The sequence below is a fragment of the Phocaeicola coprocola DSM 17136 genome (genome assembly GCF_000154845.1).
In the GTDB taxonomy this organism is placed as follows: Bacteria; Bacteroidota; Bacteroidia; order Bacteroidales; family Bacteroidaceae; genus Phocaeicola; species Phocaeicola coprocola.
Genome location: NZ_DS981478.1, coordinates 1 through 16,432 on the forward strand (window position 1 = coordinate 1; position 16,432 = coordinate 16,432).

Here is a 16,432-nt window from a genome sequence, read left to right on the forward strand (position 1 = left end):
CTGCCCATAAAAAGAATGAATATGAAAATAGAATTAGAAAATTGCCAAAAAAGTCTTACTCTCAAAGATTTTGAAGAAATAGAGAGTAAATTGGGTTATGCCTTGCCGGAAAGACTGAAAGAGTTCTATTTACAATATAATGGAGGTTCTACGAAACAGACCGCAAGCATAAATAAATATCAAGAGGTGGAAATTGAAGATTTCTTCCCATTCAAATATAACAAGGATTTTAAGAATGACCCCAGATATACGGCAGAAGGCGAAACATTAGAGTTAAGAAAAGCTGGAGCTATATCTGATAGCATTCTTATTTTTGCTATGGAATCTACCGATGAAGGTCGGATTACCATAGACTTGGTTAATGGAAAGATCTATCTTTACCCTATTGTGGGGATGCAAGATGTAATCTTCAATTTTGGAGAGCCACGACTTGTTGCAAATTCAATAGATGATTTCTTTGACAATCTCGTTGTTTTGGACGGGCACAAAGCAATTCCAGCAATAGAAGAAATCGAAGAGGGACAAACGGAGACAGCAGGTGTAATGCCTGAACTTTCGGACTGTTCGGCTTCGCTAACAAAAGAAGATATAAAGAATTTTGAGGTTGAGTTGAATGTAAAGATTCCGGCAGGCATGAAGAACTTTTACCTCAAGTTCAACGGTGGTATGCCATCACCATATTGTTATCAACCGCAGGACGAGGATTTGGATCGGGTGGAGATAAATGCGTTCTTTCCGATAAAGGAACGCACCAATGCTTTTGAAACAATTGAAGTCATAGCCAAAGATATATGGAGTAGGAATTTAATGCCATGCAATCTGTTGCCTTTTGCTATGGATTCGGGTGGAAACTATTATGCGTTGAACTTGAAGAATAAAAAGATTTACTATTACTTGACTGACGAGTGGGACGAAAACGCTTCAAGAGAATACAACTTTGAAACAAATACTCGTTACATCGCCCAGTCATTCAATTACTTTATAAATCATTTTATCGAAGAAGAGGAATAAAGCGGGCAGATAACAAGCGGATCAATCTCCTTTAATGATGATTATCCACCGAACATTAGCAATTGACGAAAAAAAGAAAGCAATGAGTGAAATTATAGAATACCGTCCAATTAATGAGGACGAACGAATAGAAATAGATCAGCTTGCGGCTAAAGGTTTAGTCCTTATAGGTTTGCAGGAAAGTGCTGAATCCTCTGCCATCCTTGATGGCATAAAGAACTATCTCAATAATTTTGAAAGTTCAGATGACGAGGAAATTACGGATAGGGCTTATGAGTTAGGTTCCCTGTTAGGAAACACCATCCAAAAGCACTATGGATGGAACTGGTTTTGTGTAGAGGAAAATACAGATGATTCTTTTCATTGTGTTGCTTCTAATAAAGAACGAGCCTGCTGCGCCTGTCATGAATATATATACTCCATATTGACAAAACAGCATTCCAATAATGTAAAGTTGCTGTTCAATATGATAAAGAAGGACTATCCTAAAGAATGGCACTTCATGTTGCTTTCTTAAAAGATTGCTAACAAACAGATGAAACATTTAAGGCAGTTTATCTGCTAAACATTATCGTTGTTTACATTAGAATCAAAGAAATGAGAACATAGAAGATATGAAACTTGAATTATTGAGTGATGACTCAAACAGGTTTATACAAGCTCTAATAGATTATGACATAAATAGTAAAGATAAATATGGGAGTAATCTACTTCATTACTATATAATGAATTACAAGAGTATCGTACATCCCGCAGGTGTAATTATACCCGAATTTGTAAAAAAAGGGTTGGATATAAATGAAAAAAGGAAAGATGGACGCACTGCATTATATCTTTCTGTTCAATATCAGTTGAAAGGTATTTTTGAATTACTCCTGAATCATAATGCAGATATAGATATGCAAAATGCAAATGGTAATACTCCTTTATGGGAAGCTGTTATGCAATACAAGGGAGATGGCTTTTTTATCGAACACCTTTTGAAAAATGGAGCTAATCCCGATATAGAGAACAACAATGGAGTATCTCCTAAATCATTGGCAAGAACTATCGCAAATTATGATGTAAGAAGATTCTTTAACAACGATAACAAACAGCAAACCGACTGAACAAGCGGCACGCTGCCGGACATTATCTGCCCAATAATATGAACTAAAAAAAGTGATATGGAAACTAAAGCGGAAGTCCTAAAATACATGTTTACAAGAATACAAGAGATGCTTCCTGTAAATGTGGTCAAAGCAAAAAAGAATAAAGACTACTTTACTTACATAGTGGAAAACGATTGTAGCATTGAGTTTTACTTTCAAACAACCCAAGGTGGATATGCCGGTAAAAACACTTTTTGTATGGGTGTATCAGCTAAAATAAAGAATCCATATTTATGTAGTCTTGTATTAGAACCATTAAATAAAAAAGACGCTGGTGGTAACATCATAGCTTACTTTGATAGTAATATTGATTGGTATAATCAACATCAAATGGATATGAATTATTTTTTCAGCAATAAAAGAGACAAGACTCCTGATATTGAGAAATTCTTAAACGATTTGAAAAAGGATTTTTTTCCGTATATCATACCTTTTGTCAAACAATATACAAAAATTATAGATTTTTACTCAAATACAGGTCATATTCAACATATATATGCAGATAAACAGTTTAGCTTGGGAGTAATCTGTTCTCTCTTGTGCAACCATGAAGAGTTCATTGAAGAAACTTTGGTTCCATTAGCCAAAGCAAGTGAAGGAGGTTGGATATTTAGAGAATTTTTTAAGTGCACAAACTATGTTACCGATATAGTTGAGCCAATTAAGAAATATGTCGCAGAGGGTAATATCCATTTTGAACAATGAGAAAAATAGAATGGGCAGATAACAAGCGGATTAATTGTCCTCGAAATGGTCGATTATCCACAGAAAATTACTAACGATAACAAATTTGTATGAAAGTTTTTATTGGAGGTGAATTGGAACATAGTATTTCTGATAAGTTTCGTAAAGCAAGAAACTCTGTAATAGAATATATGGATTGTCTATGTGATATTTCATATATTAATGAACTAAGTTTCTATGTATTCTGCTTAAAAGGATTTACTACAAATCCATTAAGTAGATATTCGAAAAAACGTAATCGGATAGAATTGGAAATTCTACTCCCATTTGATAAATTTGAAACAGCAAATGATTCTCAATGTGTTGAGATATTGAAACAAAGTATTCTTGATGCTATTGAGAACTATAAAAATAAAAACATTCCACAACAATATATTGATGTAATTGTAGAAAAAATGAAAGCATCAATTAATGAATGAATTCGTTAGTAACAAACAGCACTACTGCTTAAAGCGGAACGCTGTCGAACATTAATCGCTTGAAATAATTAAATATATGATTTATGTAGATGACTTTATACGCAGAATTGAAAAAATGATAAGTACTGACCAAATAAGTGCTATAATCAAAATCAATTCAAAATTTGAATATAAAAATATACCTTTTGCCAATAATATACCCCAAGGTATAAGTGATTTATATTGCAAATTGAACTCTCTACAAATCATATATCCACGCCAATTTGAGTTGTTGCCAATAGAACAATTCAGGTTGATAAAAGACAAATATTTGTACTTTGCAACTATTAATCATATAGAAAAAATAGGCTTTAATATTTTACAAACAAATGTAGCAGGAGAATGGGATATAGTAAATACCAATAACGATTTTCGTATCACATATACTCTTGGGAGTTTCCTGACAACTAAGATTTGGCGATGGATTAACTGGGGTAAAGAAATATGGCAAGAAGAATGAAAACGATTAACAAGCGGCTCAACCTCCCCTTAAAGGTCGGTTAGCCACCAAACATTATAAACTCTGGATATAAGGATGAATGTATGAATAATCAATATGCAGTTTTAATAAGTAGTGAAATCCCCGAACTTGGAGAATTGGACTTACTGCGCTCAATTTACCGAGAGTTGAATGGTTATATGGAAGATTACAATAACCAAATCAACTTAGATGATTTGGGAGATTGGAAACTTCTCATACAGATAAATCTTCGAAATACTAATGGGGGGATTGGGATTTTCAAACGGGCAAAACGTTTCCCATCTAATAAAGAGTTTGAAATATCTATTTCCATACCAGTACCAAATTTGGAGGAAGCACGCTATGGAATATCCGATATGACGGGGATTTATATTCCTTTAAATATTAAAAACTTCTACATTCTTTCTCCATGCTTTAGTAAATATGATAATTTGTATCATTATATTCTTGAGAGTGCAAAACAAGCCATAGATGCAGCTTTTGCTTATGGCTTTACATGTAACGGCAAAAGAATAAAGAAAAAAGAGTTTATAACAAACAGCACTACCGACTGAATAAGGCGGAACGCTGCAAACCATTAGTCGCTTGAAAAATAAAAAAAGAAAATGAGTAAGATAATGATATGGGTCGGTCAATTCAATTCCGAAGCTGACTTTGAGAAATATATGGATCAATCGGCTTTCCGTCAATGGTGGAAAGATTACGATGAAGACAATAAGGAACTTCGTTGCCAATTCTGTAAGGAGCTTGGTGTAATGAGCTATGATGAGGATTTTCTTATTATGAAATTCACATCTGACGGCTTGGCAGGATTACTTAACCTTATTCCTGCTGATACCCAAAAGATAAGTCTGTCGATGGCTGATAAAAATATTACAATGGCAAATGCTGTTATCTGCTATAATTGTCGTGAGGGTATATCTCCTAAGAAGGCAGAGAATGCCACAACCATGACTTATCTTGGTACGTTTGAGTTTGAACTGTCGCCTGAAGGAGTGCAAGGGTCTAATGCCGGATTAGAATATATGATTTGGATTGGCACGACCGATAAAAGCCGGGAAGAGTTTATGGAGTATTTCAATCAAGATGAATACATGAAAGAAATACGAGATTACGAAGAAGGTCGTACAAAGAAACGTCCCAATCCGGAACATCGCTGTCAGTTTTGTAAAGACGTTAATATAAAGTATTACTATCCAGAATTTCTAACTGTGGAAATTAAGGATGAACCCGAAAATCCTTTTAATCTTGTTAGAATGATGATTGATAACAAACTTGTCCTTGACTGGTATATTGAGTCCGATATTGATGAATACCACATAAAGCCATCAAATTGTATTGTGTGCTATATACCCAATGGTTTCAAGGACAACAAAAGGAATCAGAAAATCTTTATTAAGAAGAAAAATTATGATTCATATGAAACACCTAAAAAATTTGTGGATGAATTAGACAGTTACAACGGTATTCAATATTTGGAAACTTATATTGCAGAATAAAGCTACTAACAAACGGATAAATTTCCCTTAAAGATCGATTATCCACTGGACATTACTAACGCATAAATAAAGAAAGATGAAATATTATACTGTAAAAAATAGAATAATGCCTTGGGGAAGTTATGGAGAAATGCTGTGGCAAGGTATTTACTGTTATGATAAAGATACAAACTCCCACATGATTTTTAGAACCGGAGCGTTTTGCCCTTCTATCTACCGCTCTCAATATAACAGAGAAAGTCCTGTGTTAATTGTCAAGGAGGATGTTTTACAGTATATTATAGAATCAAATCTTACAGGCTTTGTCCTTCAACCGGTAAACAAGGAAAAGATTGTAAAATTGGATTGGGAGAACTGGGATTTACAATCACCGGAGCCTTTGATATATCCGTCTGGAAGTATGGATGCGGAAGAATATATTACACGGCGCAAACATAACGAAACGGTAGCGGAGCAAATAGGGAATTTATTTGCGTTGATACCTCAAAAGGACGGACTGCTTTATTGCGAGCAAGAACGTGGTTCTGCCAAGTTAGTAGAACAAAGCCTTTCAGGATTGGATATTTTCATTGATAGGATTTTTTGCGACTTTTGCTCTGAAATTTATGTCAGTGAAAAGGCTAAAGACGTTTTATCTAAATATTATTCTGATCTGCTTATTTTCCAAGAAGTCCCAATATTTGTTGCAGATGAAAATCTCTTGCTTCAATTAGAACAGACGGCTAAACGTAAAGAATATCAGAAGCAACGAGAAGCGGAAATGACAAAAAACGATTGGCAAAGGTGGTTTCGTTTGAAAGATGATGCGAGAAAGTTAATAGAAGGACTTTCCCTGCTGAAAACAGAATCCGCTAAATCCAAACGAAAATTGAATATCAATGATAAACTAAATTCTGCCAATGAAATATATCCTTTGGAATATGAAAGTTGGATGCAAGAGTATTGGAATAAAAAATAAAGCGTTAGTAACAAACAGCAAACCGACCGAATAAGCGGAACGCTGCAAACCATTATCAAATTCTAAAATAAAGCAGTTATGAGTACAAAATATAACGAAGAAGCAGAAGATCTGATGTTTGAATTATTCGACGAAGATGATTTTACAAAAGTCATATCATTTGTGGATAAGTATGGATGTGATTTTGTGGATAGAGATGGAAGAAATCTATTAATGAATTTCATCGTCGAAGGAAAGAGTACGTTTGCCATTGAACTAATAAAGCAATACAAAATGAATGGTTTGAATTTGGATTTGCAAGATGACTCTGGGTGGACGGCGTTGCATTTCGCTGCTCAAGAGAATATCCCGGAAATTATAGAACTTCTTGCAGGGTCAAAGGCAAACTTAAATATCCAAGAAGAAAATGGTCGTACCCCGCTATTCATTGCCATTTTTGATAGAAATGACAAATCTGCGATTACATTATTGGAAAATGGTGCAGATATAACAGTGAATAATAATTCAGGTGTTTCTCCAATGTCATTTGTAACGAAAAAAGTAAAGAAATGGATAAATGAGAATTTGATAACAAACAGCAAACCGACTGAATAAGCGGAACGCTGCCGAACATTATCAACTTATTAATGAATAAAATGAAAAAAGACAAACATATAAAAGTGCTATTCCACTTGGAACAAGATGAAGATGGCTATCCACCATTTTCTATTGAAGGTTTGTGGTGCAAAAAGGCAAGTAATGATACCTATATTGTCGATAATGTGCCATTCTATACCTATGGAATCAGTTTGGGGGATGAGATATGTGTTACAGAAGAAGATGGCGAATATCATTTTCAATCCATAGTGAATCCCTCTGGAAATAGCACATTGAGGGTATATTTTAACGATAAACGTATGCAGATGGTCAGAGACAAACTACTTGATATGGGATGCAAGGTAGAGATTTCTAATCTCCCTTCATTCGTATCCATAAATGTACCACAAGAAGTTTCCTTAAAAGTGGTCGAAGATGTTCTGACCAATATGCAAAAAGAATGTGATAGTTTGGCTTATGAACATGGTGTTGTCAGACAAAATATAAGTTGATAACAAACAGCAGACCGACTGAATAAGCGGAACGCTGCCGAACATTAGCAACTTTACAAACTAAAAAGAATATGAGTAACCAAATAATTTTTGATGTTGACGGACTTATAGAAGCTCAAATCCGTCAGAGAGATAAAGACTATGCGAAAGTCTGTTGTCAGAACTTATTAAACTACGCATACGGAAAGGGGCTTTTGTGTGATAATCCATGTGATAATGAAGGAAACCTAATCATGCCTTCAATTATTAAGGAAAGTTCTTTAACAGAAATTGGTAAACATATTTTTGTTGAATTGCTATTTAAGTGGTTTGCATACACAGATAATGAAAGTGGAAAAATTGACAGAAAAAATAACATCAAAATGTTAGAGAAGTATTACAATCAACTTTTACAAAAGATTGATAGAAAATAGGTTGCTAACAAACAGATGAAACATTGAAGGCGGTTTATCTGCCGGACATTATAAACTCGTAAAATAAAAATATGATTGAAGCACTGAAAAATATAGGATTCATCGTTACAGAACGATTGGAAAGAAAAGAATTAAGCTCTGATTTACAAAATCGGTACTTCGAACTTCCTGCGGACTATCAGGAGTTTTTACAACGGTTTCAGACAATCACGAATGAAAGTGATAATGTTTGGTTTAATTCCATAGAGGACTTTAACGGAGAAAGCGATAGCGGATTCCGTTGGAATGAATTTGAGCTGATGGGACTTGAGGCGTTGGCAGATGATAAGGAATCCTGTGATATGATACGCCTGTTTTGGGATAGCCATATTCCTATTCTTATGTCAGTAAAAGATGGATACCAATATTTGTGCATAGATTTATCTCCGGAAAATTACGGTAAAATCTATTATGGAGTTGAACCTGAATTTGAAGATTCGGCAGAATTTGTTTGCGATAGCTTTAATCATTTATTAGAAATGTTGTCTTCCAATAAAAAGAATGATATACTGACAAATTTCAAATAGGTTTATAACAAGCAGATAAATCTCTCTGAAAGATTGATTATCCACCGAACATTACAGCTATGGATATAACGAATAGAATTATTGTCGCCTTACTGGAACGAATGAAAAGTAGAAACAAGAACTTTTCATTATCAAAACCTAAGTTTCATCGGTTGTTTCAAATAAATCCCGATGGCTACTTATGGTATGGCGAGAAACTGGAGCGGCATTTACTTAACAAATATGGAGAATCGGCTGATACATTGAAATATCTTGATATATATTATTTCATTGACAATATTGTGCGGTTGTATTACATGCCTAAAAATTCAAATTCGGAGGAAAACGAGTTTGGAAAGCTATACGCTTATGGCTCCATAATAGGGTTACACCGTTGTCATATTCCAGATAAGCGAATATATCTGAACCGATTGTTAAATACTTTACTGTTCTGTTGTCCGACTTCTGAAGAATATATCCGTAGATTCCGCTGGCAAAAAAACGGTATATATTACAAATCGCAGGATGTGGAAGTCCTTATTGCCGATACATTTACAGAAATACGGGAATCGGACAAACAATCAGAATCCATTGAAATAGTTGAGTCAATAGTCAATGAGACATACCGTTATCTGGTAGGCTCAAATACGGGGCTTCCATTTGTCCGTTCGGAAACTTTATTGCACTACAACCTGAACCCATCTGATTATATGTGGCTATATCAGCACGATAAGGAATTGTTTTATACTTGTCTTGATGCAGCAGCATTACAGTCGGAGATTTTCAGTTACAAGTCATTTGTGTACAATTTCAACCTGTATATTCTAAAAGACGCAAATATATTGGACGAATTGTCCAGATATTCCAAATGTTATGAAGCCGTTTTAGAACTGCTTTTCAAATCCGATTCAATTATGCAGAACTCTGTTATTCGGCAAATCAAATTATGTAGAAATGAAGATACCATTAAACAGAATAACAGATTGGATGCTATTAACAAATGGCTCAACTCCCTAAATAAGATTGGTTAGCCACAGAACATTAAACATTAGAAAATGAGAACACCAGTCATAATCCTGTTATTTGTAATCCTGCTTGCCGTAAGCTGCGGAGAGCCTCCCATGCCGCCGTCGGACGAGGAAATGATACGCCACTTCACCACGCACGAGGCGGCGTTCCGTAAGGTGTACGAAATCATGGCAGAGAGTTCAGAAGGTAGTTTTCACTACCCGCCGCTTTCTCCGGAAGAGGTCATTATACTTGATTCAACAGAACAAAGCGATACATCCCATGAAACGAATGATGAACAAGACATCCCGGTATATGGACTGTTGAAGCCGGAGCGAATCCTACTCGACTCCCTATTATCAGAGATTGGATGCGGTTTTATCCTTGTTGATCGCAGGGAATGGGGAACGGCAGATTCGGTATATGTGAGCCTCGTTATGCCGTACTACTCCCACGGCATCGTGGATGCCGGAACGTCCAAGAGTTTCGTTTACGATCCCGGATTGAGAAGCCGTCGTAATATCCGTATCACCGAACATGGCGACCTGAACGAGATCTACCGCAGGACGTACAACGACACCACGCTGTACAAGCCCATCAAGGGAAACTGGTACATCGAGTTAGACCATTCACGATAGCCTGAAAAGACAAATAAATGGTGTAACAAATCAAATTCCAGCATATCCAAAAACAAACTGAAAATTATGATTGAGAAATTAAATAAAAATAAAATAACAGCGGATTGGCTAAATTTATTTTCTGATTTTTCCAAGTATAAAATAATGCACATTATAAAGCGGAATGGCTGCTTTTTGTCTGGCTTACAATTTGAAAGTTTATCAAGCCAACGCTATCGTGTTTGTTTTCATCTATATAACTTAATGGTTGATTTAGATATTCCAACCATTCCCTTAATTTCTGCTACTTATTTACTAAACAAAAAGGGAGCTATAAATAGTTTTTCTATGCAAGAGCATGATAATGATTTAGAATCCATTGTAAATGAATTATATAACCAAGTTCCCATTTTGACAAAACAACAATTGACAAGTAATGATTTAATTGCATATATGAAGGGAACAAAAAATGCTTTTTACGACAAAACAACATTAACCGATATTGTTTTATTAAATTATTATTGTGGCAATGATGAGCAGGCGGAAATTGAAATTGAAAAAGGGAAGAAAATCATATTAGATTGGCCTGAAAGGGTCACAATCGACTATGGAAGTGCTAAAGGTTGGGAAAAACAGGTTAGAGAGTTAATGAATATGGATATATTAAACGATACAATGGAAAGGCAATTACAGAAATTGAAATTGCATTGAGAGTTAGACCACGAAAGATAATGGCCCGGAGTTCGTATCAAAGTATGTATCACTTTTTGTCAAGAAGATACATCATAAAGCAGATAATGGCTATCGCAAGGAAAAATAACAGAACCGCAAGGAGTTCGTTAAACCTGCACTTGGCATAGTGAGACATCACTGCTTTGCCTCGCCATTTGTAAATCCTGCTGACGAGCGACATAACGGCAAATGTGACAATGCTAAAAACGACACATGGCAACAATGCCGACACACCTGGAAAAAGCCGGATAGTAACAGTCATCATAGGGAATATCAAAAGAGCGAAGATATAAATCGAGAGCATCATTTCGCCATCGACCCTGCCTGTTCGTCTTGCCTGCTTCCATTTCTCCCCCATCCACCAAAGGTAGTCCCAGAGATAAAAGCGCCGTTTATGTTCCTGTGGTTTCATCATGGCTTATGTATAAATCCGAGGTGGAACATCAGCGCTACATTTGCCACGATCAGGGCGATAGCGATAAGAACTATTTTGGCGAGCTTCCTGCCGGGATGTTTCATCTTCCCGTAATGTTCACGGAGCGCTTCACGCCGTCCGGCTGTATAGCGTAGCTTGCAGAATAAATCGGGAAGAAAGCATAGAGGAATCACTATGGCCAAACCAATCATCCAGCCGAAAAGGCGCAATATCGGTGGAAACCCAAGCGGTATGAGTAGGACGAAGAGCCAGCACCAAAACAGTAGCATACGTCCGTTGAGATTGGTACGCTCCCTTTCGTGCCATATCTCGGCTACATACCACATATAGTCGATGAAGCAGATCCGGTATTTGCGATTGTCCTTTTCCATACCGTTATCTCCATACAAAGAAATCGACCAATATAAGTATAATCAGAACGCTGACCAACACAATCTGAACCCTGCGGCGTGTTTCAGGCTTGCAATCGTCAAATAACCACAGTTTGCTGTTAAACTGCCAATGACATGCCCATTTCCAACGGAACAGCAACCCTGCAAGCCATAGGGCAAGCAACCCGACACCAAACAGCAACCCGTATTTCGGGTGAGCCTGCAACCACTCGAAAAACGCTTCCGCCTTGCTGTTCATTGCTTCGTATATATCGGTAACTGTCATACTTATAATTAAAAGGATTCCGAACACAAAAATAATGTTTTCCGTTCACATAATCACTACTTTATGCTCCAAAACACCGGCTGTGCGGTTATAAAATCAGGAAACAGCCCCCGTTAAGGTCACGGAGGTTGTTTGCGGGGGTGTTTGTGTTCATTTAGTTCTGTTCCGGCAGGAGCTTGCAAAGCACCGGGTCGTTCTTGATACGTTCCAGTTCCTCGGCGACGATGCGGCCGGCCTCTGCCTTGATACGTTCGTAGTTTTCCTGCACGACCTGTTTCATGTGATCCGTCCCGTTCTCGTCCGTGAAGTCGGTAATTTGTGGTATCTTCTTGTACCGGGCCGTTTCCGCTTTCACTTTTTCGTTGTCCACGACAATCTCGCAGTGGAAAATCTTCTGCTCGATACGTTCGTCGAAATTGTCCGCCACGGCCCCGACGAACATTCCCTGCGTGAGCGTCGAGATCTTCGAGGCCGGGATCAGGCTGTCCAGCTGCGTGGATATGGATGTCGATTTGTCGCTGCGGCTCAACGTCATGCTCTGCCGCTTCTGCAATACCTTACCGAACCGTTCCGAGAGTGTCTTGGCCGTTTCACCTACGACCTGCCCGGAGAAGATGTTGCCCACCGTGTTCATCACGACGGCGGCCTCCTTGTCCCCGTAGTCCCTCTTCAACTGTGAAAAATCCTGGAAGCACAGCAGCACGGCGACCTTGTTGCTTCTGGCCGTGGCGATCAGGTTGTCGAGTCCCTTGAAGTAGATTGTCGGCAGCTCGTCGATGATGATGCCCGATTTGAGCTGGCCTTTCTTATTTATGAGCTTGACAATCCGGGAATTATACAATCCCAAAGCCGCTCCGTAAATGTTTTGCCTGTCGGGATTGTTCCCCACGCAGAGTATCTTGGGATCGTCCGGGTTATTGATGTCGAGCGTGAAATCGTCGCCCGACATGACCCAATATAGCTGGGGCGAAATCATGCGGGAAAGCGGAATTTTGGCCGATGCTATCTGGCCATAGGCTAAGCACCCAGCGCCTTGCCACTTTTTACAGTGGTAGGTTTCCAAGCACTCGCCTCCGAACCGTGCATACAGGTCTCCCCGTACACGGCTCTCCACCTTCTCATTCAGTCTAACTTTCCTGCGTGTATTTTGTGATGGCATACTGAACATACTGCTAATGTTTTGCGGTTACGTGAAATCATTTTAATTTCCCAATCACTTTTGCCTTTTAGGTCTTTCAATTTGCGTACATGGTGCATTTCAAGATTGTCCGTAGCACCGCAATTTTCACATACACGTGCCTGAAGTCTCTTGATTAGTCCATTTCTGCCGCCTGTTATGGCAACCGTGTTTGGCAGTTTGTCATCCAAATACCGATTGGGCAGTTCCTTTCGCTTAAAGCCTTTGTCGTAGAACTCACGTTTGAACTCATATCCCCTTTTATTGGTGTACGGTATGGCAAATACTCCGTTCTTCTTGTACTTCGCAATGATTTTCTTTTTAGAAGTGCTGTACTTTGCGGCGTATGTCTTATACATACTGTATTCCATGATGTTATAAAAAGAGTCAATGACGGGACTATTATTTGCAATCGAATAGAAGTTATAGAACCCCATGATTTCAGAGTTATATTGGCTTATAATTTCCAAATCATCAAGACAGCGCATATATGTACGTCCTTTGGGCTTCCAAACCTCCTTACCTTTTTGAACAGTAATCTTTACCGCATCATATTCAAGGAGCTTCTTCCGCATCACTTCGGTAGTCATATACAGGACTATCTTATGGTCTAAGCTTCTTGTCAAATGTCCGTTTTTATCCCTATGGGTGTCATTGGATTTGCGTACAAATACGTCATAGCCGAGAAATTTAGCATGTTTTCTTGCATTGGTTATCAGCGTTTTTTCATCAGATAGTTCCAATTTCAATTTGTCTGCCATAAATTGCTTTATGTCCTCTTTGATTTTGATACAATCCTCTTTGCTGCCAATAACACCAATGAGAAAATCATCCGCATATCTCACATATTTTAGACGTTTCATGTCCGCATCCATTTCATCACTTGCCGGATATTTCAGACGTTCTTTGACAACTTCTCCAATTTGTTTCAACAGTAGTCGCCGTTCCGTTTCATTCTTTGCTTGTTTCAGCTTTGTTGTCAAGTAGTATTTTTTCTGCCCAAGTTGTTTTGCTATCGGATTTTCTTTGCGCCTTTTTCCCTTATTGAATTTTTGAGTGTATTCTTTGATGTATTTGTCGAACTTGTCAAGATAGATATTTGCCAGTATAGGACTTATTATCCCACCTTGTGGTGTTCCGCTATACGATTTGTGAAATACCCAATCTTCCACATATCCGGCATTCAGAAACTTTCGGATAAGGCGTAGAAAACGCATATCTGAAATACGTTCTGAAAGAATAGCTATCAATACTTCGTGGTCTATATTGTCAAAAAAACCTTTAATGTCTCCCTCGATGAACCATTTTGTATTGTTGAATGTCTTTTGTATGCTCCAAAGTGCAGTCTGCGGACTTCTCTGTGGTCTGAAACCGTGAGAAGAATTTTCAAAACTGCCCTCGTAGATTGCTTCCAAAATCATTCGGATAACTTCTTGCAGAAGTTTGTCAATGAATGACGGAATACCCAGCGGTCGCATTTTCCCGTTTTTCTTGGGAATGTACACCCGCTGAGAGGGATTTGGCTGGTACGTCTCATCTTTGAGTGTACCTATCAACCGTTCAATATGGGATATACAGAAACCGTCAATGGTTTTTCCATCGACACCTTTCGTCATATTGCCCTGTTTCGTATAAATACGTTGGTAGGCAATGTAGTACATCTCCTCATTAAACAGTAACCGATACAAACGTTCAAACTTGTAAGCCAAGTCGGAACTATGTTGTGTTAGACTGTTTAATATCTTTTCTGGATTTCTTTTCATGTCTCTCACATTTTCCAAAATTTGACATTAAACGATATTGGCTGCTTCCCTTCGCCATGTACAAGGCTTTCCCTTGCTCGGACTACTACGGAAGCTCTGTTGCCATATGGGTTGCCCCACTTAGGCAATCCCCGTTTAGACATATAATAACTATTGGCATGATAGATTGTCGGATACGACTTTCGTCCTTTACTATGTATGTAGTTGCTCCGTGATAAGTTCTTTTTGCCCATGCATCCTACAAGGCGAAGCTGGGTATCACGGCTTGACGTTTGTAACTGTCTTCCGTCAAGGCTTAACCATCGAGCCGCTTAGACTATCGTTCAACCAGTATAGGCTTTATCCTCATATCTATCGTTTCACCTCGCCACACGGTCAGAACTTGACAGTTAGTTCACTCGTGGCTTTACCGACATGCTACACTCCCCATCGTCTTTCGTTGAATGGATAAGTCGGCTGGTGATAGGTTATTATTTCAAAGAACACGAACCTAATAGCTTGCCAAAGCTATATTTATTATATGCCCTTACGGGCGCACCTGGAGCTGGTCTTGAGCGCCTCCGAGCCAGGCATCCATAAAGGGGCTGAGGTAGTTTTCGAGTTCCGGGTAGGATGTCAGAATCGGGAAAATATCCTCGTACCGCTTGTTCAGGAACTCGATGGCGTGCGGGAAGGTACAATACCGCCCGTTGTCGTAGATGCGCAGGAACCAGATCACGGCCGCGAAAAGGATAATGGGGCTTTCCACAAAAAAATCGCCCTGCTTCTGCACCCAGCTTCGGTTCAGGTTGAGCATGATGGTATAGGCGCTCTCGTAGGCGTCCGAAATATCGGTCATGAAGTCCGGGTGAATGGGGTTACAGCGGTGCGAGCGGCGCGGGTCGTCGAAATTTATGACGTAGAAAGTCGGGATTTTCTTGTAACCTTTCTGGTGATTCAGCAGGTGGTTGTAAGCGATTTCCGAAAGATCGGGAAACTTGTAGTCATAGATGTATTGGGTATAGCCCTTTTCGATTTGCTGTTTAATGAACTGGTTTACAACACAATAACTCTTTCCGCTGCCCGGGCTTCCCATGCAGATGCAAGCCCTTTGCGGGTTTACGACATTGGCGAACCCGTTGTTCCACTGTTTGTTATAGTAAAATTTCGTCGGCAGATTTATGGAGTACTCGTTCTCGATCAGGCGTGTTTCCTGCTGGAATGATTCGTTCTCGTTGTTGAAAGGGTCATCCATGAGATTGTTCTTCAGCAGGCGGGACATCCACACGCCGCCCATCAAGAGGCAGATATACCCGGCCGATAGGGTCAGTATGTAGAAAGCCGCGTTCGCCATCGCCGTCAGCGGCAAGTCCAGCAGCCACCAGTTGAAGAAGAACAGCACGCCTCCCGTGGCCAGCGATGCCGTGATTTTCCGCCAGGTAATTTTCTCCTCTTTTACTCCTTTTGTCCCGAGGCATGAAAGGGCGAGGAACACGACGGCGAAAAGTTTCGTCCATAGTATATTCCGGAACAGCCCCGCGGTGCGGTCGAAGTTCAGCAGAATCCTATCGACCACGCCGATATTGATTCCCCATTCCCGTATCTGCCCGTAACAGAACCAGTAGATGTTGATAACCACGAACAAGATACTCAATGCCCGCATGAAATCCATTGTTTTTGCAAGACCCCGAAGGTCGTCTTCCTGTTGCATAACC

The 16,432-nt window shown here is 38.9% G+C and carries 20 protein-coding genes and 2 pseudogenes; 16 read left to right on the top strand and 6 right to left on the bottom strand.

The genetic code is table 11. The features are described from left to right. Window positions 1-15: 15 nt before the first annotated feature. From BACCOP_RS09330 to BACCOP_RS09405, 16 genes are all read left to right on the top strand, one after another. Window positions 16-1,011 (top strand): SMI1/KNR4 family protein, encoded by a 996-nt coding sequence (locus BACCOP_RS09330; RefSeq protein WP_007558975.1) that lies wholly within the window; start codon window positions 16-18, stop codon window positions 1,009-1,011. 82 nt (window positions 1,012-1,093) lie between these two features. Then, on the top strand, window positions 1,094-1,528 hold the full coding sequence (locus BACCOP_RS09335; RefSeq protein ID WP_028728890.1) for a hypothetical protein: 435 nt from the start codon (window positions 1,094-1,096) through the stop codon (window positions 1,526-1,528). Window positions 1,529-1,625: 97 nt separating this feature from the next. Next, window positions 1,626-2,120, top strand: coding sequence for an ankyrin repeat domain-containing protein (locus tag BACCOP_RS09340; protein ID WP_007568631.1), 495 nt, complete (start codon window positions 1,626-1,628; stop codon window positions 2,118-2,120). A gap of 57 nt (window positions 2,121-2,177) precedes the next feature. Next, entirely contained in the window at window positions 2,178-2,867 is a 690-nt protein-coding gene (locus BACCOP_RS09345; protein WP_007558980.1) for a hypothetical protein, read from the top strand. Window positions 2,868-2,956: 89 nt separating this feature from the next. Beyond that, a complete protein-coding gene (locus BACCOP_RS09350; protein WP_004295261.1) occupies window positions 2,957-3,325 on the top strand; it encodes an Imm44 family immunity protein in 369 nt (122 codons plus the stop codon). A 76-nt stretch (window positions 3,326-3,401) separates the two neighbouring features. Next, window positions 3,402-3,824 (top strand): hypothetical protein, encoded by a 423-nt coding sequence (locus BACCOP_RS09355; RefSeq protein ID WP_007558983.1) that lies wholly within the window; start codon window positions 3,402-3,404, stop codon window positions 3,822-3,824. A gap of 83 nt (window positions 3,825-3,907) precedes the next feature. Next, the gene (imm9, locus tag BACCOP_RS09360; RefSeq protein WP_007558984.1) at window positions 3,908-4,399 is read left to right on the top strand and encodes an Imm9 family immunity protein; all 492 of its coding nucleotides are present in this window, start codon (window positions 3,908-3,910) and stop codon (window positions 4,397-4,399) included. Window positions 4,400-4,450: 51 nt separating this feature from the next. Then, the gene (locus tag BACCOP_RS09365) at window positions 4,451-5,344 is read left to right on the top strand and encodes an immunity 22 family protein (RefSeq protein ID WP_007558985.1); all 894 of its coding nucleotides are present in this window, start codon (window positions 4,451-4,453) and stop codon (window positions 5,342-5,344) included. Window positions 5,345-5,420: 76 nt separating this feature from the next. Beyond that, window positions 5,421-6,302 carry a hypothetical protein gene (locus BACCOP_RS09370; RefSeq protein WP_007558986.1) on the top strand — a complete coding sequence of 294 codons (882 nt, stop codon included), beginning with the start codon at window positions 5,421-5,423 and terminating at the stop codon, window positions 6,300-6,302. 78 nt (window positions 6,303-6,380) lie between these two features. Next, window positions 6,381-6,896 (top strand): ankyrin repeat domain-containing protein, encoded by a 516-nt coding sequence (locus BACCOP_RS09375; RefSeq protein ID WP_007558987.1) that lies wholly within the window; start codon window positions 6,381-6,383, stop codon window positions 6,894-6,896. A 41-nt stretch (window positions 6,897-6,937) separates the two neighbouring features. Then, window positions 6,938-7,390 carry a DUF4265 domain-containing protein gene (locus BACCOP_RS09380; RefSeq protein WP_227994631.1) on the top strand — a complete coding sequence of 151 codons (453 nt, stop codon included), beginning with the start codon at window positions 6,938-6,940 and terminating at the stop codon, window positions 7,388-7,390. A 71-nt stretch (window positions 7,391-7,461) separates the two neighbouring features. After that, window positions 7,462-7,803: a hypothetical protein gene (locus tag BACCOP_RS09385; protein ID WP_007558989.1), complete on the top strand. Its 342-nt coding sequence runs from the start codon at window positions 7,462-7,464 to the stop codon at window positions 7,801-7,803. A 71-nt stretch (window positions 7,804-7,874) separates the two neighbouring features. After that, window positions 7,875-8,369, top strand: a complete 495-nt coding sequence (locus BACCOP_RS09390) for an SMI1/KNR4 family protein (RefSeq protein ID WP_007558990.1) — start codon at window positions 7,875-7,877, stop codon at window positions 8,367-8,369. Window positions 8,370-8,428: 59 nt separating this feature from the next. Further along, window positions 8,429-9,379 (top strand): hypothetical protein, encoded by a 951-nt coding sequence (locus BACCOP_RS09395; protein WP_007558991.1) that lies wholly within the window; start codon window positions 8,429-8,431, stop codon window positions 9,377-9,379. Between the two features lie 24 nt (window positions 9,380-9,403). Beyond that, the gene (locus tag BACCOP_RS09400; protein WP_007558992.1) at window positions 9,404-9,994 is read left to right on the top strand and encodes a DUF4948 family protein; all 591 of its coding nucleotides are present in this window, start codon (window positions 9,404-9,406) and stop codon (window positions 9,992-9,994) included. A 66-nt stretch (window positions 9,995-10,060) separates the two neighbouring features. Then, window positions 10,061-10,684 carry a hypothetical protein gene (locus BACCOP_RS09405; protein WP_007558993.1) on the top strand — a complete coding sequence of 208 codons (624 nt, stop codon included), beginning with the start codon at window positions 10,061-10,063 and terminating at the stop codon, window positions 10,682-10,684. Between the two features lie 49 nt (window positions 10,685-10,733). Here the strand turns inward: BACCOP_RS09405 and BACCOP_RS09410 are convergent, their stop codons facing one another. The 6 genes and pseudogenes from BACCOP_RS09410 to BACCOP_RS09435 form a co-directional block, all read right to left on the bottom strand. Further along, entirely contained in the window at window positions 10,734-11,120 is a 387-nt protein-coding gene (locus tag BACCOP_RS09410) for a hypothetical protein (RefSeq protein WP_007558994.1), read from the bottom strand. Continuing rightward, entirely contained in the window at window positions 11,117-11,512 is a 396-nt protein-coding gene (locus BACCOP_RS09415) for a hypothetical protein (protein ID WP_007558995.1), read from the bottom strand. Before BACCOP_RS09415 ends, BACCOP_RS09410 begins: the two co-directional genes overlap by 4 nt. Before the next feature lie 4 nt (window positions 11,513-11,516). Then, window positions 11,517-11,798, bottom strand: coding sequence for an Imm17 family immunity protein (locus tag BACCOP_RS09420; RefSeq protein WP_007558996.1), 282 nt, complete (start codon window positions 11,796-11,798; stop codon window positions 11,517-11,519). Between the two features lie 154 nt (window positions 11,799-11,952). Next, window positions 11,953-12,813: pseudogene (locus tag BACCOP_RS09425) on the bottom strand (TraM recognition domain-containing protein); the annotation flags it as partial. Between the two features lie 107 nt (window positions 12,814-12,920). Then, complete coding sequence (locus BACCOP_RS09430) at window positions 12,921-14,738, bottom strand: reverse transcriptase domain-containing protein (protein WP_007558998.1); 1,818 nt, start codon at window positions 14,736-14,738, stop codon at window positions 12,921-12,923. 541 nt (window positions 14,739-15,279) lie between these two features. Beyond that, a pseudogene (locus BACCOP_RS09435) lies at window positions 15,280-16,428 on the bottom strand (YWFCY domain-containing protein); the annotation flags it as partial. Between the last annotated feature and the right edge of the window lie 4 nt (window positions 16,429-16,432).